The sequence below is a fragment of the Variovorax atrisoli 110B genome, assembly GCF_000382045.1.
Taxonomy (GTDB): Bacteria; Pseudomonadota; Gammaproteobacteria; order Burkholderiales; family Burkholderiaceae_C; genus Variovorax; species Variovorax atrisoli.
Window position 1 is genome coordinate 74,505 of sequence record NZ_KB907462.1, and the last position, 22,184, is coordinate 96,688.

Genomic DNA, 22,184 nt, shown 5'->3' on the forward strand with positions numbered 1-22,184 from the left:
AGCCTCAGTGGGACATCAGCACCGGCAGCGTCATCCACTGCAGCATGGACAGCGTGGCACCGCCCAGCACCCACTCGCGCGCCCTGCTGTGGCCATAGCAGCCCATCACCAGCAGGTCGGCGCTCAGGTCGGCTGCCAGCGAGAGCAGCCGGTTGCCGACGTCGTCCTCCTTGTCGCCACCGGGATGCAGGCGGACCTCGCCCACGCCCTGCATCCGAAGGTAGGCCCGCAGGCTCTGCAGCGATTCGTTCGCGCCCTCGCCGTAGGCCACGGCATCCACCCGGCCCGCCTTGCGCAGCCATGGCAGTGCGGCGCTCACGGCGCGCGCGGCCTCGCGCGTCTCCTTCCAGGCCACCAGCACCTTGCTGCCGATCGGGCCGACCGGCCCCGCGTAGGGCAGCACCAGCGCCGGCCGGCCGCTTTGCACCAGCAGGCTGGGCAGGAAGTCGCCGGGGAGCTCGCCGTCCATCGGGTCGTAGCGGTCGCGCTGCCCCAGGACCAGCAGGTCGGCGTACAGGGCGCGCCGGGCGAAGCCCCACGGGCCGTCGCTCTCGGGCTCGGTCCAGTGCAGGCGCGGCGAGCCCGCGCCGTGCTGCATGAAGGTGGCGTGCATCTTGTCGCGCGCGTCCTTGTCGATCTCCTGCATGATCGCGACCGCCTCGGCGGCCGCTTCGATGGCGTACGGATAGCGCATGAGCGCGGACAGGGTGCACGGCTGCGCCGTGACCTCGGCCTCGAAGGTCTCGGCGAGCTCACGGGCCAGCTTGATGCGCTCCACCGTGCGGGCCGAGCCGTCGAGATGGAGCAGGATGGATTTGGGGGTCTGCATGGAGGCTCTCCTGGACAGGCGGTTTGCGATGGAAGCGACCTTAGGCCTGCGGGCCGCGCACGGGCTTGCGCTGCGTCAATCGGCCGCAGGACCGCAGCAGCCCGCACCGCGGCTTGATCCACCTCAACCCCCGCCACGGTCGCGGCGCGCAAGATTTGCTCCCATCGTGCAAAGGAGATGTCGCATGCCTTTCCTGACGAAGAATGTCGGAGTCCTCGACCGCGCACTGCGCATTGGCGCAGGCCTTCTGATGATCGCCCTGGCGGTGCGGGGAACCATCGGGTTCTGGGGCTACATCGGCGTGGTGCCGCTGCTGACGGGCGTGGTGGGCAACTGCCCTGCCTACACGCTGTTCGGCGTCAGCACCTGCCCGCGCGACGGCCGCTGAGACTGGCGGATGCGAATCCGTCGAACGACGCAGGGCCGCATGTCCGTCCATCTGCTGCTGCTCATCGTGCTGTGTGCCGCGCTGGGTGGCGCAGTGCTGTGGTTCGCGTTCCAGCTCCTCATCAAGTGGCTCACGCTGGACTGAGCTTCGTACGGAGGCTGCGATGTGCATGAACCTGCTGCGCAGGCTGGCCGCCTCGCAACTGCCTTGCAGCGAAGCGGATCCCGCGATGATCGACAGGCTGCGCGTGCTCCAGGCCGCCGGCCTGGTCGAGGCCCGCATTCCTTGCGCCGTCTCGCAGCCGGGCCATGGCACGGGCGGCTGCACGCACCAGGATGCGGCCACGGTGACCCGCATCACCCCTCGCGGGTGGGAGACCCTCGCCGCCGATGCGCCACCGGGCGAGGCCACGCGTTTCATCGGCACCAGGCATCGATCTGGCGGATGAGGTCCGAGCCCACGGCGTGCGCGGCGGCGCCGGCCAGCAGCACGCCCGCCAGCCGTGCGCCCCAGGCCTGGCCCGCCGCAACGCCGGCCAGGCGCAGGCGCTGCCACAGCCACGGACCGACCGCGAGCGAAAGCCCGCTTCCCACCGCGAACAACGCCATCAGCATGGCGCCTTCCCACGGCCCGCTGCCCAGGCCCGCCAGCATCAGCGCCGAATAGAGCAGCCCGCACGGCAGCGCCACCCACAGCAGCCCGGTCGCGAACACGCCCATCCCCGTGGCTGCGGCATGCGGACGAAGACGCGCTTCGAGCGAGCGGCCGATGCGCCGTGCCCACAGCGGCTGCCGCCCCGTGACGGCCAGCATCGCGCCCCAGGCGAACACGAAGACGTGCAGCAGCACCCACAGCGGCCGCAATGCGGCGACCTGGGCGCCGGCCAGCGCGAGGCCGTCGACGCTGGCGGCCGCGATGGCGCCCGCAGCCGCGTAGCTTGCGACGCGGCCCAGATGGAAGGCACCGGGCGCGCCGAGTGCCGGCACCGCGCCCCGACCCACGGGGGCGAGCGGCACGATCCTTATCACCGCCGACGAGGCGGCACCGCACATCGCCACGCAGTGCGGCCCGCCGGCAAGGCCCATGAGCAGCGCGGCACCGGCGAGCGCGGCCTGCATGCTCAGACCACGCGCGAGAAGCGCGTGCGGTTGGCGCGGCAGTGTCGGTCGAACACCATCGCGACCGCGCGCACGAGGAACCAGCCCTCCTCGGTGACCGCGAGGCCGTGGTCGCTCAGGCGCACCAGGCCGTCGGCGACCAGCGGGCCGAGCGCCGCGAACTCGGTGGCGAAGTAGCGCCGGAAGTCGACCGCGAAGGCTTCGCCGATGGCATCGAAGTCGAGCCGCCCCCGGCACATCAGCGCCATGATCACCTCGCGCCGCAGCAGGTCGTCGCGCGACAGCGCAAGGCCCCGCACCACCGGCAGGCGCCCCTGGTCGAGCAAGGCGCGGTAGTCGTCCAGGCTCTTGGCGTTCTGGCTGTAGGTGGCGCCCACGCGGCCGATGCCCGATACGCCGAGCGCGATCAGGTCGCCTTCGGGCCGCGTGCCGTAGCCCTGGAAGTCGCGGTGCAGCCGCCCTTGCTTCTTCGCGACGGCGAGCGGATCGTCGGGCAGCGCGAAATGGTCCATGCCGATGTAGACGTAGCCGGCGCCCGTGAGTCTCGCGATGGCGTTCGCGAGCATGCGCACGCGCGCGGCGGCGTCCGGCAGTTCCTCGGCATGGATGCGCCGCTGCGGCTTGAAGCGCTCGGGCAGGTGCGCGTAGGCATAGAGCGCGATGCGGTCGGGCCGCAGCTCGCAGACCTGCGCGAGCGTGCGCTCGAAGGAGGCGTCGTTCTGCCGCGGCAGGCCGTAGATCAGGTCCACGTTGATCGACTCGAAGCCCAGCGAGCGGGCCTCGTCCATCAGCGCGAAGACCTGCGATGCGGGCTGGATGCGGTGCACCGCCTCCTGCACGGCCGGGTCGAAGTCCTGCACGCCGAAGCTCAGGCGGTTGAAGCCGAGCGCCGCGAGGTTGGAAAGCCGTTGCGCGTCCACCGTGCGCGGATCGATCTCGATGGAGCGCTCGCCGCCGGGCACGAAGGCGAAGGCCCGGTGCAGCAGCGCCATGAGCTCGCCGAGCTCCGCATCGTCGAGGAAGGTCGGCGATCCGCCGCCCAGGTGCAGATGGGACACGGTGGCGCTGCGGCCGAGCTGCGCGACCTGCAGCTCGACTTCGCGCGCGAGGTACGCGAGGTACTGGCGGCCCCATTCGCGGTGGCGCGTCACGATCTTGTTGCAGGCGCAGTAGTAGCACAGCGACTCGCAGAAGGGGATGTGGACGTACAGCGACAGCGGCGGCGCCTCGGGGCCGGCCGCGCGGCGCTGTGCCAGCGCACGCACGTAGTCGTTCTCGCCAAAGGACTCGACGAAGCAGTCCGCGGTGGGATAGGAGGTGTAGCGCGGGCCGGGCACGTCGAACTGTCGCAGCAGGTCGATCGGCAGCGGGGCCGGCACGGTTCCGGTTTCGATTCCGGTATCGGGAGCGAGGGCAATGGAAGTCATGGGGTGGGTGTGCGCATGGGAGCGTCGGGCTGGACGGGCTGCACGGGTGCAGGCGGTGCGGTCAGCAGCACCGTGCAGGCGCTCGAGGCCGCGGCCATCAGCCAGAAGACGAAGAAGGCACCCGTGTAGATGCCCTGCCGCGTCATGTGCAGCGCATCGGCGCCGCAGAAGGTGTTGATTGGATCGACCAGCGCGAAGACCAGCACCTCCATGCCGCAGGCCACCAGAAAGGAAGGCCAGAGGATGGCGGCGACCAGCCGCATCGCGTTCATGGCGCCGCCCTCGGACCCGCGGAGGGCACATCTTCCGCGGGCGTCATCGCATGGTTGCGGCCGGTCAGTGCGGGGAGGTGGCGCTTGCCGGCCAGCGTCTTGTTGATCTCGATGCCCTCGCGGTAGTAGTCCTCGGACACCAGCGCATCGGGGCTTCGCCAGGCCAGCCAGAAGGTCACGAAGCTCGCGATCATCACGGCCACCGGGCCGCCGATCACCATCCACAGCAGCGGATGGCGCCACCAGGGCTTGTGCGCCTCGAGCGCTTCGGCGGCCAGCGCGTTCATCGTCGAACCGGTTGCTGCATTCATTCCAGACCTTTCAGCGCGGCACCAGGAAGGCCGCTTTCTCGGAAACCTGCGCGCCGCTGCCTTCCTCGCGGATGCCGAAGTGCACCGTGTGCGATCCGGCGGGCACGCTGCCGTAGGGCACCTGAAGCCGCACCGCGACCCAGCGCGACTGGGCTGCATCGACGGCCACCGGCTCGTCCGGCGACACGCTGAGCCCTTCGAGCCCGCTGGCGGCGATGCGGTAGCGCTGCGGCTGCTCGGTGGCGTTCATGATCTGCAGCCGGTAGACGTTCTCGAGCCTTCCGCCCTCGGCGATGCGCGCCAGCGCGGCCCGGTCGCGCACCACGTCGACCTTCAGCGGCGAGCGCACCACCAGGCTGGCCAGCAGGCCGGTCACCAGCAGCAGCAGGATCGCGGCGTAGACCAGCACCCGCGGGCGCAGCACGCGCCGCAGCAGCTGCCGGCGCGACCACCCGGCCTCCATGCCGTTCTGCGTGTCGTAGCGGATCAGCCCCGGCGCATAGGCCATCTTCCGCATGACCGTGTCGCAGGCGTCCGCGCACAGGCCGCAGCCGATGCATTCGTACTGCAGGCCCTGGCGGATGTCGATGCCGGTGGGGCACACCTGCACGCACAGGCCGCAGTCGATGCAGTCGCCGAGCGCCATCGACCGCGGATCGGGACCCTTGCGGCGCGGCGCGCGCGGCTCGCCGCGCCGGGGGTCGTAGGTCACGATGAGCGTGTCGCGATCGAACATCGCGCTCTGGAAGCGCGCATAGGGGCACATGTACTTGCAGACCTGCTCGCGCATGAACCCGGCGTTGCCGTAGGTCGCGAAACCGTAGAAGAACACCCAGAAGACCTCCCACGAGCCCATCTGTGCCTGCAGGAAGGCCATGCCGAGCTCGCGGATCGGGGTGAAGTAGCCCACGAAGGTGAAGCCGGTCCACATCGCGATGCCGATCCAGACGATGTGCTTGAACCACTTCTTCACCAGCTTCTCGAGCGACATCGGCTCGGCGTCCAGCCGCATGCGCGCGGCGCGGTTGCCTTCGATGCGCTGCTCCACCCACATGAAGATCTCGGTGTAGACGGTCTGCGGGCAGGCGTAGCCGCACCACAGCCGCCCCGCCACGGCGGTGAAGAGAAAGAGCGAGAGCGCGCTGATGACCAGCAGGCCCGAGAGGTAGATCAGGTCCTGCGGGTACAGCACCAGCCCGAAGATGTAGAAGCGCCGCGCCGCGAGGTCGAACAGCACCATCTGCCGCCCGCCCCATTCCACCCACGGCATGCCGTAGAACACGAGCTGCGTGAGAAAGACCAGCGCCCAGCGCCAGCGCGCGAACACGCCGCGCACGGTGCGGGGATAGATCTTCTTCGAGGCCTCGTACAGGCCGACCTCCTCGCCGCCTCCCGGGTTGGCGTTCGCGATGGGAATGATCCTGCGGGTCATGGCGGTCCGCCGGCTTCAGGGCGTGGCTGCAGGCGCATTGTTGGAGAGCCCCCAGACGTAGGACGCGACCATCCGGATCTGTGCCTCGGTGAGGCGGCCTTCCTGCGCGGGCATCTCGTTGTGCTTGCCCGAGTTGATCATCTGGATGATGGCGGCCTCGCCGTAGCCGTGCAGCCAGATCCTGTCGCTGAGATTGGGTGCGCCCAGGGCCTGGTTGCCCACGCCGCCGATGCCGTGGCATGCGGCGCATGCCGTGAACTTCGCCTTGCCGAGGCCGGCGCGCACCGAGTCGTGCGGCTCGCCCGACAGGCTCAGCACGTAGTTGGCGACGTTCTTCACGTCGTCGGGCGTACCGACGGCGGCGGCCATGGGCGGCATCACGCCCACCCGTCCCCTGGTGATGGTCTCGATGATCTTGTCGGGCGTGCCGCCGTAGAGCCAGTCCTTGTCCGTCAGGTTTGGAAAGCCCTTGCTGCCGCGCGCATCGGAGCCATGGCACTGGGCGCAGTTGCCCATGAAGAGCCGCTCGCCGATGGCATGGGCCTGCGGGTCGCGCGAGATTTCCTCGACAGGCATCGACGCGTACTTCGCATAGACGGGTGCGAGCTCCTGCGTGGCCCTGGCGACTTCCGCCTCGTACGCGCCGCGCGAAGTCCAGTCGGACTTACCGCGGAAGCTCCCCAGCCCCGGAAAGAGCGCGAGGTAGCCGAGCCCGAAAACGATGGTCAGCACGAACAGGCCGACCCACCACATCGGCAGCGGGTTGTTGGCCTCGCGCAGGTCTTCGTCCCAGACGTGGCCGGTCGTGTTGTCGGCGCTGGCGGCGACGCGCTTGCGGGCCGTGAGCCACAGCAGGATCACGCAGCCGAGGATGCCCAGCAGCGAGACCGCGGCCACGTAGTCGGACCAGAAACGGTGGATGAAATCGCTCATCGTGCTTATCCCTTCAGTCCTGCTCGAAGGGCAGGCGTGCCGCTTCCTGGAAGCCGGGCGCGTTGCGGCGCGAATACGCCCAGATCACGATGCCGATGAACAGCGCGAAGCACACGACGGTGGCGGCGACGCGCAAGGTGGTGAGGTCGATCATGGTTTTGCGTCCTTTGCCGCTTGCCTACTTGAGCGCCAGGCCCAGCGACTGCAGGTAGGCCACCGTGGCCTCCATCTCCGTCCTGCCCCGGACGTCTTCCGCGGCCCCGGCGATCTCGGCATCGGTATAGGGCACGCCGACGCGGCGCAGCGCGCGCATGTGGGCGGGCAGTGATTCGGCATCGACTGGCGTCTTCTCCAGCCAGCTGTAGGCTGGCATGTTGGACTCGGGCACGACGTCGCGCGGGTTGTTCAGGTGGATGCGGTGCCACTCGTCGCTGTACTTGCCGCCCACGCGCTGCAGGTCGGGGCCGGTGCGCTTGCTGCCCCACTGGAACGGATGGTCGTAGACGAACTCGCCGGCCACCGAGTAGTGGCCATAGCGCAGCGTCTCCGAGCGGAAGGGCCGGATCATCTGCGAGTGGCAGTTGTAGCAACCTTCGCGCAGGTAGATGTCACGGCCGGCCAGCTGCAGCGGCGTGAGCGGCTTGACGCCCTGCACCGCCTCGGTGGTCGACTTCTGGAAGAACAGCGGCACGATCTCGACGAGGCCGCCGACGGCCACCACCACGAGGATCAGCACGATCATCAGCAGGTTGTTGGTCTCGATCTTCTCGTGCGTGAAGCCGCCCGAGCTGGAAGTCTTGGAATTCATCGTGCGTCCTCAGGCATGGGCCATGGCAGGCGGCGGGATCTCGGCGCGCACCGCGCGCCCGGAGATGACGGTCATCCAGACGTTCCACGCCATCAGCAACATCCCGCTGAGGTATAGAACGCCGCCGATCACGCGCACCAGGTAGAACGGGAAGGTGGCCTTCACGCTCTCCACGAAGGTGTAGGTGAGCGTGCCGTCGGGGTTGATCGAGCGCCACATGAGACCCTGCATCACGCCGGCGATCCACATCGCGGCGATGTACAGCACGATGCCGATGGTGGCGATCCAGAAGTGCACCTCGATGGCCCGCACGCTGTACATGGCGGTGCGGCCGTACATGCGCGGAATCAGGTAGTAGAGCGAGCCCATGGTGATGAAGCCCACCCAGCCGAGCGCGCCGGAGTGCACGTGGCCGATGGTCCAGTCGGTGTAGTGGCTCAGGGCGTTGACGGTCTTGATGGACATCATCGGCCCCTCGAAGGTCGACATGCCGTAGAACGACAGCGCCACGATCAGGAAGCGCAGGATCGGGTCGGTGCGCAGCTTGTGCCAGGCGCCCGAGAGCGTCATCACGCCGTTGATCATCCCGCCCCAGCTCGGCGCGAGCAGGATCAGCGAGAACACCATGCCCAGCGACTGCGTCCAGTCGGGCAGCGCGGTGTAGTGCAGGTGGTGCGGGCCCGCCCACATGTAGGTGAAGATCAGCGCCCAGAAGTGCACGATCGACAGCCGGTACGAATACACCGGCCGTCCCGCCTGCTTGGGGATGTAGTAGTACATCATCCCCAGGAAGCCGGCCGTGAGGAAGAAGCCCACTGCGTTGTGGCCGTACCACCACTGCACCATCGCGTCCTGCACGCCGGCATAGGCGGAGTAGCTCTTCATCCATCCCGCGGGAACCGCCGCGCCATTGACGATGTGCAGCAGCGCGACCGCGATGATGAAGGCGCCGAAGAACCAGTTGGCCACGTAGATGTGGCGCACCTTGCGCGTGCCGATGGTGCCGAAGAACACGATGGCGTAGGCCACCCAGACCACCGCGATCAGCAGGGCGATCGGCCATTCGAGCTCTGCGTATTCCTTGCCGCGCGTGTAGCCCATCGGCAGGCTGACGGCGGCCGCCACGATCACCGCCTGCCAGCCCCAGAACACGAAGGACGCGAGCCGGGGCGCGAAGAGCCGGACCTGGCAGGTGCGCTGGACCACGTGGAAGCTGGTCGCCATCAGCGCGCAGCCGCCGAACGCGAAGATGACCGCGTTGGTGTGCAGCGGCCGCAGGCGTCCGTAGCTGAGCCATGGAACGCCGAGGTTGAGCTCGGGCCACGTCAGCTGGGAGGCGATGACCACGCCCACCAGCATGCCGACCACGCCCCACACCACGGACATGAGCGCGAACTGCCGCACGACCGTGTCGTCGTATTCCGCGGCGGGGGGTCTGGGTTCCTGCATCGTCGTGCCCTTGATTGAGTTGCGGGCAGTTTCCGTGGGTAACCGGCCCGAGGGCTTGATGCATATCAATCGCCGTGCAGGATGCGTTCGCCTTCCATGTCGACGTCTTCGAACTGGCCGCGCTCGATGGCCCACCACAGTCCGCCGAGGATCGCGAGGACCAGCATCACGGACAGCGGCACGAGAAGAAAGAGGATGTCCATCAGCGCACGCCTTCTCCAGCGCCAGCGCGCGAGAGCCGCGCCGCGTTGAGAACGACGACGAGCGAGCTCGCGGCCATGCCGAGGCCCGCGAGCCAGGCCGGCAGCCAGCCGGCGACGGCCAGCGGCACGCACAGCGCGTTGTAGCCCGCGGCCCACACGAGGTTCTGCCGCACCACGCGCAAGGTCCTGCGTGCCTGCGCGATCGCCTGCGGGATGCTGGCGAGCCTGTCGCCGAGCACCACGAAGTCGGCGTGCGCGCGCGACAGCGGCACCGAGCGGCCGAAGGCGAACGAGGCATTCGCACGCGCCAGCGACGGGCCATCGTTGAGGCCGTCGCCCACCATCGCGATCCGCCGCCCTTCGGCCTGCAGGCGCCACAGCACGTCGAGCTTGTCTTCCGGCGTGCAGCCGCCCTGCGCGAAGTCGATGCCGCAGCGCGCGGCGATCTCCCTCGCGGCCGCGTCCCTGTCGCCCGAGAGCAGCCGCACCGTGACCCCTTGCGCGCGCAGCGTCGCCACGGCCTCGGAGGCATCGGCGCGAAGCTCCTCGGCCAGCACGAAGCTCGCGAGCCAGCCCTTCTCGTCGGCCAGGTGGACCTGCGCGGCCTCGACCTCCAGCGCGGTCACCTCGCAGAAGACCGCCGAGCCCAGGCGCACGCGCCGGTCCGTGCCGGCTGCTGCGCGCGTGCGGCGCAGCCGGCCCTCGATACCGTGGCCCGCCGCCTCGACGATTTGCTGCGCGATCCAATCGGGTGGCGAGCGGAACTGCGCGTTCCAGGCATTCACCAGCGCCTGCGACACGGGGTGCAGCGACTGGCCGGCGAGTGCTGCCGCCATTTCGAGCGCGTCGCCGGGCCGCAGGCCCTGTCGGCAGTAGATGCGCTCCAGCCGGGGGACATCGCCCGTCAGCGTGCCGGTCTTGTCGAACACCACCGTGTCGACCGATGCCAGCGCTTCCAGCGCCTGCAGGTTCGAGGTCATCACGCCGCCGCGCGCCAGCGCGCCCGCACTGGCGAGCATGGCGGCCGGCGTCGCGAGCGAGAGCGCGCACGGGCAGGTCACGATGAGCACCGCGACCGCCACCATCAGCGCCCTGCCCGGGTCCGTCGGCCACCAGAACGCGGCTGCGATGGCCGCCGATGCCAGCACCGCGACGAGGAACGGACGCGCCACGCGGTCCGCCAGTAGCGCGAGGCGCGGCTTGCGCGAGGCGGCGCTCTCCATCAGCCTGACGATCTGCGCGAAGCGCGTGCCCTGGCCCACCGATTCGATGCGCACTCGCACCGGTGCCGACAGGTTGTGGCTGCCCGCGAGCACGCGGTCGCCGCATGCGCGGGGCACCGGCCGCGATTCGCCGGTCAGCAGGGCCTCGTCGGCGCTGGTGTCGCCTTCGACCAGCACGCCGTCGGCCGGAAAGGCTTCGCCAGGGCGCACCCGTACCACGTCCCCCACGGCGAGCCGGCGCACGGCCACGCGCTTCCAGCTGCCGTCGGCGGCGAGTCGGTCGATGGCGTCGGGCAGCCGGTTCATCAGAGCATCGAGGGCGCCGGCCGTGCGCTCGCGCAGCCGCGCCTCCAGCCATCGGCCGGTGAGCAGGAAGAAGACGAACATCGTCAGCGAGTCGAAATAGACCTCGTGGCCGAATGGGCCGCCGGCATCGAAGGTGGCGGCGCTGCTGACCGCGAAGGTGGCGAGCACGCCGAAGGCCACGGGCAGGTCCATTCCGATTCGGCCCATGCGCAGGTCGCGCCAGGCGCTGCGGAAGAAGGGACCGCAGGAGAAGAGCACCACCGGCAGCGTCAGCACCCAGGAGGCCCAGCGCAGCAGTTGCGCCGAATCGGCGCCCATGTCGCCGGGCCGCGCGACGTACGCAGGGTAGGCGTACATCATCACCTGCATCATGCAGAGGCCGGAGACCAGCCACCGCCACAGGGCCAGCCGCGATTCGCGCCGACGCAGCTCCCTCGCGGAGCGGTCGCAGCCCGGCAGCAGCCGGTAGCCGGCCTTCGTGCTCGCCTCGAACCAGCGCGAGGGCCGCGTCTGCGCGGGCGACCAGACGACGCGCGCACGCCGGCTGGCCGCGTTGACCTGCGCCTCGCGCACGCCGGGAACCCGGCGCAGCGCGTCCTCGACGGTGAAGGCACAGGCCGCGCAGGTCATGCCCTCGACCATGACCTGCGACTCCCAGCAGCCGCCATCGGTGTCATTCAGCTCGCGCCCGAACGCGGCCCACTCGGCGGGATCGTCCAGCATCTGCCAGGCGTCTTCACCGACCGGAGCTGGCAGAGCTGGAGCAACTGGAATGGCAGGGATCACGGCGCGATCCGGGGCGAGCGTGGCATTCATCGGGCGAGCCTAAGAGGCAGGCGCCACGAGGCGCTTGATATGCATCAAGCCGCAAGGACCGTCGCCCGCCTAAGCTCGGGCGCACACTGTGTGGAGATCCTCAATGTTCAAGCGCATCCTCGTCGCCACCGATGGCACCGCTCTTTCGAAGAAGGCCGTCGACAGCGCCATCTCGCTGGCGGTGCAGAACGACGCCGACCTGGTCGCGATGACCGTCGTTCCCCGTTATCCGAAGAGCTATTTCGAAGGCTCGATGACCTTCTCCGCCGAAGACGTCGGCCGCATCGAGAAGCAGTGGGCCGAGAAGGCGCAGGCCATGCTCGACAAGGTGCGCGACCGCGCACGGGAACGCGGCGTGCGGATCAAGACGGCACAGGTCAGCTCGGACCTGGTCGCCGAGTCGATCATCGCGGCGGCGAAGAAGCACCGCAGCGACCTGATCGTGATGGCCTCGCATGGGCGCAAGGGCCTCAAGCGCCTGCTGCTGGGCAGCGAGACGCAGCAGGTGCTGGTGCGCTCGACGCTGCCGGTGCTGGTGCTGCGCTGAAGCGGCGCCGCCCGTCTTCTTCGGGCGCGGCGGCACGCTTGCCCTGCATCGGCGAAATGGCCAGCTTCATCCCGGCGCACATCGGCCCGGAAAACCGGGCGCGGGCGCGGGCGCCTGCCCTAGCGGAAGAACAGGGCGATGAGGATGATGATCGGGATCGGTACACCCAGGAAGTACAGCAGAAGTGAGCGCATGGGAATTTCCTTCGGGATTGATGCGAGAACGCTGTCGGTCAGAGGTCGCGGCGGCGGCCGCCATAGGTTGCGGCGAAGCTCGCGACGAAGGCGCCGATCAGCAGCGAGACCACCAGCCACAGCGAGGCATAGGCCGAGCTCTTGCGCGCGGTCTCGACGGCCTCCTTGGCCTTCGCCTGCGCATCCTTCAGCGCGGCCTGCGCCTTCGCATAGGTGTCGGTCACGCGCTTTTCCGCGTCCTGCTGGCTGAGGCCTGTGCGTTGCGCGACCAGCTGTCCCAGATATCGCGTGTCCTCGGACGGCAGGGCGCCGGTGCGGATGCCGTTGAGCAGGATGCGGCTGGCTTCCGCATGAGCGGCCATTGAATTGCCGGCTGGCGATGTCGCCTGGTTCTCAGGGACCACGGTGGCGTCGCCTGACGGCGCACCGGGGGTGGCGGTCGCTGGCAGAGGCTCGCGGCGGAACAGCGAATCGACGAAGTAGTTCATCGAACTCATCGCACCCGCGTTGGCATCCGATGAACCTTGGGGGCCGGGAACGCTGGCGGCCGAAGACGCGGTGGCCGCGGCACCACCGAGCACCGTGGCACCGGCCTGGGTGCCCGCGCCGACGACCGAGCCGACGGCAGACGCCAGCAGCGAGGCCGTCAGCAGAGTGGCCACGGCCCACGCGAGGAATCCGTGCGCCGTGTCCCGGAAGTAGACCTCGTCGGTGTGCACGCCCGCCCACTTGGTTCGAAGCCGCCCTGCCAGATAGCCCCCTAGGCCGGAGGCTGCAATCTGCGTGAAGGCGAGCCACAGGATGGTGGCCATGCCGATCGCCGCGGGGCTGGGGCCCTGGCTGGCCCAGGGGCTGATCGACGACAGGCCCAGGCCCACCCCGAGCAGAACGAGCACGAGGGACAGCGCCGCAGCGCCTGCCGCACCGGCAAAGATCGCTCCCCATGAAACGCCGCTGAGACTGGAGGATTCTTCGATGACGCCGACCGGTGGATGCACGTCGTACTGGGCCATGGCTGTTCCTTGTCGTTGTAGTGAAGCCTGGACTTTTCTGCGGCCGTTTCACCCCATCGGTCAGCGTCTTGCGTGTCGTCGGGTAGGTGACGATGCCGTGCGAGGTCGGCTCGTGCGGGTCTTGCTGCAGGCGCCAACCCGCTGCCGCCAGCGTGCTGGCGTTTTCGTTGGCGGAGTGAAGAAATAGAGCGCTGCGCCGGGCTGATGCAGGCGAGACTGTCGGCAGCGCGCTCGACTGCCGGACCTGTGCGGTCTCAGAGGATTCAGCGGATGTCTTGGGGCAGACGCAGCGTGGCTTCAGGGCCCTGCGCCGGTGTCGCCGGCGTTGCGGACAGCAGCTGAAGATCGAATTGGAAAGCTCCTCCGGCGCGCTCTCGTTCCACGGCCAGATGCAGCAGGGCGATGGTGACGATCATCACCGTGATCGTGAGCAGGAGCCAGAACTCCCCCCGCGGTGGCTGCGGCTGTGGCTGCTGGGTGTCTCGACGATTGCGACTTCTCACTTCTTTCCTCCGGTTGTTGGGCAGTGGAGTCTGCGTTCCGCGGGCTGGTCGGGGCTGTCGGACAAAGCTGGTGTGCGTTGTCTTCCGCTGCCGATAGCTCGGCGCGCAGCCCTTCGAGACCCGGCAGTCTGGAGGCGGGATGAGGCCCGACGATCCTGGAGACCTGCCCTGCTCAGGACCGTGGCAGGTACATCGAGGTGGTGGACCGCGACGCGTGGCCCATGTTGTTCTGCACCGCCGCCAGGGGCATCGGCGCACGCCCTTCCCTTCCGCGCAAGGCGTGTGCCCCGTGCGAGTGCCGCAGCCAGTGCGTGCTGGCCTTTCTCAGTTGCGCGGCGTCGGCGGCGTCGAGTTCCTGCGCGGCGCGGGCAAGGAAAGCCTTGATGGCCTGGTACAGGCCCGACGCCGACCACCCAGTCGGGCGCTCGGCCCCCGTGCCGAAGCGCGCCAGCAACGGGACGCTCCGATTGGCGGGCGCATCGACCTGGCGGTCGAAGCCATGGCGCGCCAGCTCCTCGCCGAGCTCGTCGATCAGTTCCGGTGGCACCGGAACCTCGCGGCGCTCGCCGCGCTTGCCGGTCACGGACAGCAGCCAGGGGCAGCCGTCCGGGGCCGGCTGCCCGGGACGCAGGTCTCCACAGCGCGCTTCGCTGATCTCGGACAGGCGCAGCCCGGTCGCGTAGAGCCAGCGCATGCCCCTGCGCAGGCGGCGGCCGGGCTCGGTGTCCACGTGGCTGCGCAGTTGTCCGTCGACGTGGTCCCACTGCGCGAAGCTCAGCATGCGGTTCGCCCCGAGGCGGCCTTGCGCATCCGGCGGCAGCACCGACTGCGAGAAAGGGTTGCCCGTCACGTAGCCCTGCTCCACCAGGAAGGCGAACAGGCTTCGCAGGATGATCAGCGACTGCCGCATCGCCGCCGGCGTCAGCGCGCCTTCGAGCGGTCGCCACATCGGCGACCAGCGCTGGTGATGACGCGCGCCGCACCATCGGGCGGGCGGCTGCGCGAGAAAGGCCTGGTAGGCCTGCGCGTCCTCGCCGGTGAGGGAGGACAGGGCTTTGCCGTGTTCCAGGACCGACCACAGCAGCAGCCGCTCCGCTTCCTTGCGGTAGGAGCGCTGGGTGGAGGTCATGGGCGCCCGGGGCTCGCCATTCCCCTTCGAAGCGAGCCATGCGCCGATGGCTTCGTGGTCGTCTGCTGCCACCAGATTGCAGAGCTCACGTGGGGCCCGGCAGGCGCCCTCCCGGCCATTCAGGTTCGCGGGCAGCACGAATTTCTCGTAGGGCACCAGCGCGGTCGCGGACGGAACCACCGACGCCAGGGTGGATGGGTTCAATTGGGCTCGGGGTGCAGCAGCGTGAGCGTTCACTCGCAGACCCAGCACCTGCTCGTTGGCATGCAGCCAGTCGAGGATGCGTGCCGCCTTGCCCTGCCCCACGCCCTGCACCTCGACCCACCAGCGGGCGCCGCTGTCGTTGATGTGCGCGACCAACTGGGCCAGCGTCGCCAGCCCCGAGCGTTCCAGCCGCTCCGCCAGCGCGGGGTGCAGCCAGGCGGCCACGCTGTCGCCGGGGCGCGGGTCCTGCGCGACCAAGCGCTCCAGCCAGTGCAGCGCCTCCAGTTGGCGCTCGATGACGCGCGCCCGGCGCGAGCCCCCCCCATGCCGGCCTCCGGCCGAGCCGCCGCCTTGCCCGAACGCCGCCTCATAAGCCTCGATCTGCTCGGCCTCGGAGAAATCTTCCAGGCCTTCGGCTTGTGCGAATTCGGCCAGGCTCGGCAACGCCGGCGTCGCGGTGAAGCGTTCGGGATCGAGCAGGATCAGGCGCGCCGTGCCCGGCTTGTGCTCGCGGCGCGCGGCCGCGGCGAAGGCGTCGCGGATCCAGGCGATGGTGCGGCGCACCGTCCGCAGGTCGACATGCTCGCCTTCCAGCCGAAGGTAGCGGTCCCAACTGGCACGCTCGTCGACGCCCTGCGCGAGCGCGCGCATGAAGGCGAAGTGGCCGCGGTGAAGCTTGCGCGGGGAGGTCGGCTTCACAGGGAGGAGGACGCCTCGGATGCTGGCCGGGTCTGCCAGAACTTCCACCAGCGGCGTGGCTCGACCACGGGCGGCGGCAATTCCTGGGCGCGGCTCACGCGGATGCGCTGGCGCCACTCGACCTCCAGCGCATGGGCCACGCCGTAGGCTTGCCGGGCACCGCGCGAGGCGCGGGCGCGCCACTCGATGGCCAGGCGCTCGAGTTCGTCGTCTTCCAGGCTGGCGAGTTCCTCTCGGGTCGGAACGGGATGAGAGCTCATCGTGCCAGCTCCTCTGCACAGCTTCCGGCGGCAACCGCGCAGCATGCATGCCCAACGGGGGCCCCTCTCCAGATCCTCGTGCTCACTGCGACCTCCTTTGCATGACCTTTTCCTGAATGCTACCTGCCGCGCTGAACCGCGGACGCTCCGGATCATCGCTCGCTCCCCTTCTTGGCTTTGTAGGCGGATAGGCGAAGCGATGGCGACTCACATAATCATCAATGATAATTTGTGTTGTTCTTGCTGACAATCTCGACAGGTCACTACCGGAGAGGGGGCTAACTTGTTGATTCGCTTGGATATTTTCACGGGGCTTGTCCGTGATGGACACGCCGACGTGCGGACGAATGTGCCATCTACTGAGCATCGAGGTTCACTTTGTGCTGCAAGTGGTTGCCGTAGCAGCGTATTTGGGTTCAAGGCCACGCCGCTACTTGGCGGAGGTTTTGCCGTACGAAGTTGGAGGGGTCGTAAAGATGCGGGGTTGCTTACTGGGCGAGTCCGACGACACAAAATGCAGCTCAGGTGAGCGAGCCGGTCTTCGGGGCCCTCTTCGCCTCAAGAACAATCCCCCTGCCACGTGCCTTAGATCTCGATCTTTCCACGGCACGTGTTGCAGGCGCAATGCGAGAACGACGCAGTGCCCAGGCCAAGCGACGGCGCAGCATTAACTCCCCACCTCGCCGATTTGAAATGTGTGGTTATTTGGGATTTAGGAATTTGCTGAGAAGTGGGCGCAAACATACAGAACGACGCCACCGGGCGAGCCAGCTTCGGAGGTTTTGCGCTATCGGTCCGGGAGCTGGTCGGCCGTGATTTATGTTCCGAACCGGGAAGCCGTGCTCTATCCACGGTGCATGCAGATCTTCACGTCACGCGGCCCCACCTGAAGCGGCATGTTGAGCTCGCAGCTTGAGTTCGTGTGCTTTTCCAGAACCAGTGCTTTCATGTCTCGGAGTCCGTCGATCGATGTTGTCGGCGCAGCGCGGATGGGATGAACTCGGAGATATTGCGATCGCCTTGATCGAGGTTCATTGGCACCTGGCTGCTGAGGCATTCGTGGCAGCGGAAGCGCGTTGACGGCTCGACTGGCCAGCGCATCTTTGGCATTGGCGGCACAGCCGGCAAGCATCGCCTCAAGATTAGATGGAGGGGTGCCACGAGTCGTCTGCTCGCATCCCCTCTGCACACAGGAGCCAAAGCCCCCATGTTCCGCCCGATATGCCGTGGATGAGGATGGAGCCCCCCTGGTTGCGCGAATAGGCGCATTCGATTTGCTGGGAGCGTTATCGATGCGGCCAATGGCTGTGCCGGCCTTGCCCGCCCTCGCAGCCGAGCGATTCAGATGAAGAGAGGGCGGCGCCCTTCCCTCTCCTTCTGACATTCAGGCCCCGCTTCGTTTCCCAACGGTGCTCACATGAGGCGCAATGGCGCCCCGGTCAGCCCAGCAGGCGAACCCGCTGCAGGGTTTCCGCCACGGATCGGACCAATGCATCCGATGCCACTTCAGACATGGCACCAGGCAGCAATGTCAGCGTCACGGTCCCGTCGACGGCGCGCTGGCATGAACCCACCGTCTTGCCATCGCTCTGGATCGCGAGCTTTTCCGGTTTCGCCGCCGCCTCCATGCCGAGCAGGCGTGCCACCACCGCAGCGGGTGCGAGCTTCAGGCCCCGGACCTTCTCGGCGCGCTTCAGGACGCTGCGGCGATCCTTGTCGAGGGCAGCATTGAGTTGCTCCGCATGGCGGTGCTGCACTTCCAACGGGCTGCGGAAGCACTCGAGCACGGCTGACGGCAGCTGAGCCACCATCAGCGCCTTGCGCACCCAGGTGTGGCTGCGCCCCACTTTTTCAGCAAGCTGGCGCTGGGTCGGGAACAGCTGCTCGTCGAGCGCGCGCTGGTACATCACGCCCTGCTCGTACGCCGACAGGTCCGTGCGCTCGCGGTTCTCACGGTCCATGGCCGTGAACAGCTCGATGTCACCAAGCTCGTCGACCCAGATCGCCGCCAGTACAGGAATGCCGAGATCCAGGCATGCGCGATGGCGCCGATGACCGAACACCAGCTCGTACTGGCCAGGCTCATCCGGCAGGGCGCGCACCAGGATCGGCTGCACGTTACCGCCCGCCTGTTCGATGTCGGCCTTCAGCGCGGCGAACGCCGCGGTCTCGAACGAGGCCGGATGGCGGTTCGCCCATCGCGACGCACGGATGGTCTTGGGGTCGAGTTTGCGCGTCGGCGTCGATCCGTCATGCTGCTGGAGGCGCTCGCGCAAGGCTGCAAGTTCCCCTTCCACTGCCTGCATCTGGCCGCGGAATGCCAGCATCTGGCCCGGCCCCGTGCGTGGCGCCATCGTTCCAGTCTGGGCCGGTGGAAACCTGGTTTCCATGGGTGCAGATGCTGCCGCACCTGGAAAGACCGGCGCCACCGCAACCGGGGCCGCGGGCGCCGCCGATGCAGGCGCTGGTTCGGGAATCGACAATCCCGCGGTCAGGGCTTCGAGGCGTTTGCGGGTACTAGCCATTGGAATCTCCTTGGCGGTGGAAACCTGGTTTCCAGGTACCGCGCACCGCGCGCCCCTGGCTGCGTGCGGGCGGGCGAGCCGCCGGCACTGAATGGACTGGAAGGTTGGGTTCCAGCTGGCCGGTCAGGACTGATGCCTGCCCGTGGAAACCTGGTTTCCACATGCGCATCGCTGTCGGCGGGCATTGGTGGATATTTGTCGCGCCGCCGAGATGCCGCCGCCTGACCAGTCCACGGGTTTCGGTCTGGATCGCTACCCGACGGGCAAGACATGCGAAGCTGGAAACCTGGTTTCCACGCTGGGCCCGCAGCTTCGTGAATCGATGGGTGGCCTGCCTCATTGCACCTGTGCCTTGTCTGCCCAGCTGCTCACCACGGACTGCTCGACCAGATCGACGAACGCGTCATAGGCGTCCGACGCGCGCTTGTAGGTCTTGGCAGCGCCTTCGTATTTCTGAACGTCATAGACGGTCGCAAACTCCGCCGCCTTGTTGCTCGTCACGCTGGTCTTCGGGATTTCGACGGGCAGCGTGTACTCGCCGTACGTCGCCTGGATCCACTGCCGCACCGCCGGCGTGGCGGGATCGCTCGGATCGACGCGGCTGAGCAGCACGTGCAGGAAATCGAAGGCCTTGCCGGCCATGTCGCCGCCTTGCGCATCGAGGTTCGCGCCCAGGTCTGCCAGCAGCGACCAGAATTGCGCCGAGGAAGCGAAGTCCAGTCCGGACGGCGGCACCGGCACCACGATCCCGTTGGCAGCCCACAGCGCATTGATGGTCACATAAGACAGGGAAGGAGGCGTGTCGATGATGATCACGTCGTAGAGATCGCGCACGCTCTCCAGGCCCGCGTTGAGCACGTCCCAGAACCGCGCACCCGGTTCCTGCATCTGCCGCGCGGGCAGCGCGAATTCGGCCGAGAAAAGGAACGGGGCCGCAGCCACCAGGTCCAGCCCGTCCCAATAGGTCGAGCGGATGGCATAACGGATGTCGGACTGGCTGCCGTCGCACAGCGGGGCAATGGTCATGTCCTCGCTGATCTCAGCCTCTGGCAGCAGACCGTGCAGGGTCGTGAGCGAGCCCTGCGGATCGGTGTCGATCGCCAGCACCCGGTGACCGCGCAGGCTCAGGCCCTGTGCCAGCACCATGGCGGTCGTCGTCTTGGCGACGCCGCCCTTGAAGTTACCCACCGCAATCGTGAATGCCTTCTTGCCCGCGGGTCGCATCTTGTCCGCGCGGTACGTGCGGGTCCAGGCGCGGAGCTCGCTGAGCTCGAAGTTGCGCTTGCCGCCAGCGGGCGTCAGCCGGCCACTGGGCAGATCCTCCTTGGTGATGCGGTAGGCCACATGTGCCTTGTCGACGCCGCACAGGGCCGCCAACTGGGCAGTGGAATACACCGGCGCAACCTTGCGCGCCTCGGGTGCCAGCAGGCGCCCACGGATCTGCTCGACCATGGAGCCTGCGCGGACAGCCAACGCCGCGATGCGCGGCATATCGATGCGCGCGCGCTCGGGAGATGCAGCGACGGTGGAAGAGGGGGAGGGTGTGGAAACCTGGTTTCCAACCCCGGCGGGGACGGGCAATGCCATGAAGAACAGCCTTATTCGACAGAATTTAGCCATTCTATGGGATTCTGTCGAATGAACAAGAACTGCCGATACAGGCACCCCGAGCCGTACTCCGATTGTGAGAACGTTTGGGGACCGAGGTGAGATCGATTGGGATTGTCCTCCCGCCGCCGCCTCTCAGGTGAACGGAATCGAGCTCGAGACAGCCATTCGGGGGCGATGAGAAGCCCCGACCCCGTCAATTCACGGGCTTCAGGCTCCGGCAACCCCCAGCGTGGGTGCAACCACCCCCAGTCCACTCACGCTAAATCCCAACCATCCACACGCCAAACATCCCCAAACCCCAATCGAGCTCACATTCAATCCCAAAACTTCTCACGTCAAATCCCAACCGTACTTACAGAAACGCTTCCAAACCCTTGTCAGGACTGAAGAAACAGCTCCCTCAATTCTTCAACCTCCTCAAGTGTTCTCTTTCAAAGTCTCAAGAGAGCTTTCGTAGCTTTGTAAATTGACCGATTCACAAAACAGCGGCATGATGTGAATCCGCATATCCCCGAACGAGGCCCCAATGGAAGACGGCGAAGTTACGCGACAGCCGCCCAAACCAGCGCAGGCCCCTGACGAACAGAGCGTGGCGAAGGCCAACGAGGCCATCGCCATCCGCCCCAAGCGCGGCCGGCTGACCCTGCTGTCCCGCCGCATCTACAACGCACTGCTGTACCACTCGCAGCGCCAGGGGGTGGACGAACCCGTCTACAAGCTCGCGCTCAGCGAGCTCATCGGCGACGCCCGCTTCAACTCGAACAACACCGAACTGCTGAAGTCTCACCTGCGCGACATGCAGGCGACCACCATCGAATGGTCGACCAGCGGCGCAGGCCTGAAACGCTGGGTGTCGTCACAACTGCTCGGCACCGTGACGATCGAGGAGCAGGGCAGGGGGCGACCGTGCACGATCACCTGGCGCTACCCGGAAGAGATCCGCGAACGCCTGGTGAAACCGCACCAGTACACGCGCGTGCTGCTGGAGATCAGCGGCCAGATGCGCAGCTATCCCGCGGCCGTGCTCTACGAGATCGGCGCGCGCTATCTCACCTCGCCGAGCCGTCTGTCGATGCGCGAGGACGTCCTGTGGTGGGCCGCGGTTCTCACGGGGCGCAGCGACATCACCGAGGTCGACTACCGTTTTCTCAAGCGCGACGTGATCAGCAAGGCGCTCGCGGAGATCGACGCCCTGTGCGAGGACTTCAGTCTCGAACTGATCGAGCACAAGCGCGGGCGCCGCATCGAGGAGATCCAGTTCCGCGTCCTGCCCAAGGTGCAGCAGCGGCTCGGCGCCGCTGACGATCCCAGCCGCAACGTCTTCGACCTCGAACTGGTCGGCAAGCTCATCGCGCTCGGCATCAAGCAGGACGAAGCCCAGGACCTGTACGCCACCACCGACGAAGCGCAATTGCGCGGCACGCTCGAGCATGTAGAGCAGCGTCTTCGCAGCCAGTCGCTGCCGGCGCTCAAGTCGCCGGCGGCGTACTTCAAGGATGCGCTCAAGAAGGGATACGCAGGCGTGAAAGGCGCGATCGAAGTCTCCGAACCCGCGTCCGCGCCCGCCCTCGCGCAAGGACGCGCCGCGCCCGCTGCGAGCGGCGAGGACCGCATGCATCGCATCCGTGAACTGTGGGAGAACGACCGGATGCAAAAGGCCAAGGCGCTCTACAAGGAGATGCCCGAGGCGATGCAGGCGGAAATGCGCTCTCGCTTCGAGACCGAACGGCTCGCGCAGATCGCCACGCCCATTGCGCGGGCCTGGCGGCGCGACGGACCGGCCAGCCGCATCGCGGGAACGACCTTCCATCGTTGGCTCGCCCAGGTCACCTGGCCGGAGGAGCCTTCCGACCGCGTGCTGCTCGACTTCGCTCTGGCGCAGGGCGTCGCCGGCATGTGAGCGGTGCCGGCGGGCGCGAGCGGGCGCTCACTGAGCGATCGAAGGTCTCCCCCACAAGCCTCGACGTCGAAGCACCTGCCTCAC

23 protein-coding genes are annotated in these 22,184 nt (G+C 67.8%); 5 read left to right on the forward strand and 18 right to left on the reverse strand.

The genetic code is table 11. The annotated features are described in order from the left end of the window. Nucleotides 1-4: 4 nt before the first annotated feature. Nucleotides 5-829 carry a universal stress protein gene (locus G369_RS0128010; RefSeq protein WP_019657383.1) on the reverse strand — a complete coding sequence of 275 codons (825 nt, stop codon included), beginning with the start codon at nt 827-829 and terminating at the stop codon, nt 5-7. A 184-nt stretch (nt 830-1,013) separates the two neighbouring features. Between G369_RS0128010 and G369_RS0128015 the strand changes: the two genes are divergently transcribed. Next, nucleotides 1,014-1,217 carry a YgaP family membrane protein gene (locus G369_RS0128015; protein ID WP_019657384.1) on the forward strand — a complete coding sequence of 68 codons (204 nt, stop codon included), beginning with the start codon at nt 1,014-1,016 and terminating at the stop codon, nt 1,215-1,217. Nucleotides 1,218-1,386: 169 nt separating this feature from the next. Beyond that, nucleotides 1,387-1,665 carry a hypothetical protein gene (locus tag G369_RS36460; protein WP_157773805.1) on the forward strand — a complete coding sequence of 93 codons (279 nt, stop codon included), beginning with the start codon at nt 1,387-1,389 and terminating at the stop codon, nt 1,663-1,665. Here the strand turns inward: G369_RS36460 and G369_RS0128030 are convergent. The 11 genes from G369_RS0128030 to G369_RS0128080 form a co-directional block, all read right to left on the reverse strand. Further along, on the reverse strand, nt 1,634-2,335 hold the full coding sequence (locus G369_RS0128030; RefSeq protein WP_019657387.1) for a sulfite exporter TauE/SafE family protein: 702 nt from the start codon (nt 2,333-2,335) through the stop codon (nt 1,634-1,636). The two genes, G369_RS36460 and G369_RS0128030, sit on opposite strands and share 32 nt — an antisense overlap. Before the next feature lie 2 nt (nt 2,336-2,337). Continuing rightward, nucleotides 2,338-3,762, reverse strand: coding sequence for an oxygen-independent coproporphyrinogen III oxidase (gene hemN / locus G369_RS0128035; protein ID WP_019657388.1), 1,425 nt, complete (start codon nt 3,760-3,762; stop codon nt 2,338-2,340). Next, nucleotides 3,759-4,034, reverse strand: a complete 276-nt coding sequence (locus G369_RS0128040) for a hypothetical protein (RefSeq protein WP_019657389.1) — start codon at nt 4,032-4,034, stop codon at nt 3,759-3,761. Before G369_RS0128040 ends, hemN begins: the two co-directional genes overlap by 4 nt. Then, nucleotides 4,031-4,321 (reverse strand): FixH family protein, encoded by a 291-nt coding sequence (locus G369_RS0128045; RefSeq protein WP_020723318.1) that lies wholly within the window; start codon nt 4,319-4,321, stop codon nt 4,031-4,033. Before G369_RS0128045 ends, G369_RS0128040 begins: the two co-directional genes overlap by 4 nt. Nucleotides 4,322-4,355: 34 nt before the next feature. Then, entirely contained in the window at nt 4,356-5,777 is a 1,422-nt protein-coding gene (ccoG, locus tag G369_RS0128050; protein ID WP_019657391.1) for a cytochrome c oxidase accessory protein CcoG, read from the reverse strand. A 15-nt stretch (nt 5,778-5,792) separates the two neighbouring features. After that, nucleotides 5,793-6,710, reverse strand: coding sequence for a cytochrome-c oxidase, cbb3-type subunit III (ccoP, locus tag G369_RS0128055; RefSeq protein ID WP_019657392.1), 918 nt, complete (start codon nt 6,708-6,710; stop codon nt 5,793-5,795). A 13-nt stretch (nt 6,711-6,723) separates the two neighbouring features. Continuing rightward, nucleotides 6,724-6,864: a cbb3-type cytochrome oxidase subunit 3 gene (locus tag G369_RS0128060; RefSeq protein ID WP_019657393.1), complete on the reverse strand. Its 141-nt coding sequence runs from the start codon at nt 6,862-6,864 to the stop codon at nt 6,724-6,726. 24 nt (nt 6,865-6,888) lie between these two features. Next, entirely contained in the window at nt 6,889-7,518 is a 630-nt protein-coding gene (gene ccoO / locus G369_RS0128065) for a cytochrome-c oxidase, cbb3-type subunit II (protein WP_019657394.1), read from the reverse strand. A 9-nt stretch (nt 7,519-7,527) separates the two neighbouring features. Continuing rightward, the gene (ccoN, locus tag G369_RS0128070) at nt 7,528-8,967 is read right to left on the reverse strand and encodes a cytochrome-c oxidase, cbb3-type subunit I (RefSeq protein WP_019657395.1); all 1,440 of its coding nucleotides are present in this window, start codon (nt 8,965-8,967) and stop codon (nt 7,528-7,530) included. 65 nt (nt 8,968-9,032) lie between these two features. After that, nucleotides 9,033-9,170: a cbb3-type cytochrome oxidase assembly protein CcoS gene (ccoS, locus tag G369_RS0128075; RefSeq protein WP_019657396.1), complete on the reverse strand. Its 138-nt coding sequence runs from the start codon at nt 9,168-9,170 to the stop codon at nt 9,033-9,035. After that, nucleotides 9,170-11,515 (reverse strand): heavy metal translocating P-type ATPase, encoded by a 2,346-nt coding sequence (locus G369_RS0128080; protein WP_019657397.1) that lies wholly within the window; start codon nt 11,513-11,515, stop codon nt 9,170-9,172. Before G369_RS0128080 ends, ccoS begins: the two co-directional genes overlap by 1 nt. Before the next feature lie 103 nt (nt 11,516-11,618). Between G369_RS0128080 and G369_RS0128085 the strand changes: the two genes are divergently transcribed. Both G369_RS0128085 and G369_RS39740 read left to right on the forward strand, forming a co-directional pair. Then, nucleotides 11,619-12,062, forward strand: coding sequence for a universal stress protein (locus G369_RS0128085; protein WP_019657398.1), 444 nt, complete (start codon nt 11,619-11,621; stop codon nt 12,060-12,062). Nucleotides 12,063-12,118: 56 nt separating this feature from the next. Then, complete coding sequence (locus tag G369_RS39740; RefSeq protein WP_019657399.1) at nt 12,119-12,250, forward strand: hypothetical protein; 132 nt, start codon at nt 12,119-12,121, stop codon at nt 12,248-12,250. Nucleotides 12,251-12,294: 44 nt separating this feature from the next. Here G369_RS39740 and G369_RS0128095 read toward each other — a convergent pair whose 3' ends face one another. From G369_RS0128095 to G369_RS0128120, 6 genes are all read right to left on the reverse strand, one after another. Continuing rightward, nucleotides 12,295-13,269: a hypothetical protein gene (locus tag G369_RS0128095; RefSeq protein WP_019657400.1), complete on the reverse strand. Its 975-nt coding sequence runs from the start codon at nt 13,267-13,269 to the stop codon at nt 12,295-12,297. 263 nt (nt 13,270-13,532) lie between these two features. After that, the gene (locus G369_RS38775) at nt 13,533-13,685 is read right to left on the reverse strand and encodes a hypothetical protein (RefSeq protein WP_019657401.1); all 153 of its coding nucleotides are present in this window, start codon (nt 13,683-13,685) and stop codon (nt 13,533-13,535) included. 259 nt (nt 13,686-13,944) lie between these two features. Further along, nucleotides 13,945-15,804, reverse strand: coding sequence for a site-specific integrase (locus tag G369_RS0128105; protein WP_019657402.1), 1,860 nt, complete (start codon nt 15,802-15,804; stop codon nt 13,945-13,947). Then, a complete protein-coding gene (locus tag G369_RS0128110) occupies nt 15,801-16,064 on the reverse strand; it encodes a hypothetical protein (RefSeq protein ID WP_019657403.1) in 264 nt (87 codons plus the stop codon). The genes G369_RS0128105 and G369_RS0128110 overlap by 4 nt, the downstream gene beginning before the upstream one ends. Nucleotides 16,065-17,503: 1,439 nt before the next feature. Continuing rightward, nucleotides 17,504-18,589 carry a ParB/RepB/Spo0J family partition protein gene (locus G369_RS0128115; protein ID WP_026346702.1) on the reverse strand — a complete coding sequence of 362 codons (1,086 nt, stop codon included), beginning with the start codon at nt 18,587-18,589 and terminating at the stop codon, nt 17,504-17,506. A 336-nt stretch (nt 18,590-18,925) separates the two neighbouring features. Next, the gene (locus G369_RS0128120; RefSeq protein ID WP_026346703.1) at nt 18,926-20,176 is read right to left on the reverse strand and encodes an AAA family ATPase; all 1,251 of its coding nucleotides are present in this window, start codon (nt 20,174-20,176) and stop codon (nt 18,926-18,928) included. Between the two features lie 550 nt (nt 20,177-20,726). Between G369_RS0128120 and G369_RS0128125 the strand changes: the two genes are divergently transcribed. Beyond that, nucleotides 20,727-22,100, forward strand: coding sequence for a replication initiation protein (locus G369_RS0128125; protein ID WP_019657406.1), 1,374 nt, complete (start codon nt 20,727-20,729; stop codon nt 22,098-22,100). The last annotated feature ends 84 nt before the right edge of the window (nt 22,101-22,184 follow it).

Coding starts and splice junctions, on each gene's coding strand:
- G369_RS0128010 (WP_019657383.1), bottom strand. CDS start 829: ATGCAGACCCCCAAATCCATCCTGCTCCATCTCGACGGCTCGGCCCGC.
- G369_RS0128015 (WP_019657384.1), top strand. CDS start 1,014: ATGCCTTTCCTGACGAAGAATGTCGGAGTCCTCGACCGCGCACTGCGC.
- G369_RS36460 (WP_157773805.1), top strand. CDS start 1,387: ATGAACCTGCTGCGCAGGCTGGCCGCCTCGCAACTGCCTTGCAGCGAA.
- G369_RS0128030 (WP_019657387.1), bottom strand. CDS start 2,335: ATGCAGGCCGCGCTCGCCGGTGCCGCGCTGCTCATGGGCCTTGCCGGC.
- hemN (WP_019657388.1), bottom strand. CDS start 3,762: ATGACTTCCATTGCCCTCGCTCCCGATACCGGAATCGAAACCGGAACC.
- G369_RS0128040 (WP_019657389.1), bottom strand. CDS start 4,034: ATGAACGCGATGCGGCTGGTCGCCGCCATCCTCTGGCCTTCCTTTCTG.
- G369_RS0128045 (WP_020723318.1), bottom strand. CDS start 4,321: ATGAACGCGCTGGCCGCCGAAGCGCTCGAGGCGCACAAGCCCTGGTGG.
- ccoG (WP_019657391.1), bottom strand. CDS start 5,777: ATGACCCGCAGGATCATTCCCATCGCGAACGCCAACCCGGGAGGCGGC.
- ccoP (WP_019657392.1), bottom strand. CDS start 6,710: ATGAGCGATTTCATCCACCGTTTCTGGTCCGACTACGTGGCCGCGGTC.
- G369_RS0128060 (WP_019657393.1), bottom strand. CDS start 6,864: ATGATCGACCTCACCACCTTGCGCGTCGCCGCCACCGTCGTGTGCTTC.
- ccoO (WP_019657394.1), bottom strand. CDS start 7,518: ATGAATTCCAAGACTTCCAGCTCGGGCGGCTTCACGCACGAGAAGATC.
- ccoN (WP_019657395.1), bottom strand. CDS start 8,967: ATGCAGGAACCCAGACCCCCCGCCGCGGAATACGACGACACGGTCGTG.
- ccoS (WP_019657396.1), bottom strand. CDS start 9,170: ATGGACATCCTCTTTCTTCTCGTGCCGCTGTCCGTGATGCTGGTCCTC.
- G369_RS0128080 (WP_019657397.1), bottom strand. CDS start 11,515: ATGAATGCCACGCTCGCCCCGGATCGCGCCGTGATCCCTGCCATTCCA.
- G369_RS0128085 (WP_019657398.1), top strand. CDS start 11,619: ATGTTCAAGCGCATCCTCGTCGCCACCGATGGCACCGCTCTTTCGAAG.
- G369_RS39740 (WP_019657399.1), top strand. CDS start 12,119: ATGGCCAGCTTCATCCCGGCGCACATCGGCCCGGAAAACCGGGCGCGG.
- G369_RS0128095 (WP_019657400.1), bottom strand. CDS start 13,269: ATGGCCCAGTACGACGTGCATCCACCGGTCGGCGTCATCGAAGAATCC.
- G369_RS38775 (WP_019657401.1), bottom strand. CDS start 13,685: ATGATCGTCACCATCGCCCTGCTGCATCTGGCCGTGGAACGAGAGCGC.
- G369_RS0128110 (WP_019657403.1), bottom strand. CDS start 16,064: ATGAGCTCTCATCCCGTTCCGACCCGAGAGGAACTCGCCAGCCTGGAA.
- G369_RS0128115 (WP_026346702.1), bottom strand. CDS start 18,589: ATGGCTAGTACCCGCAAACGCCTCGAAGCCCTGACCGCGGGATTGTCG.
- G369_RS0128120 (WP_026346703.1), bottom strand. CDS start 20,176: ATGGCATTGCCCGTCCCCGCCGGGGTTGGAAACCAGGTTTCCACACCC.
- G369_RS0128125 (WP_019657406.1), top strand. CDS start 20,727: ATGGAAGACGGCGAAGTTACGCGACAGCCGCCCAAACCAGCGCAGGCC.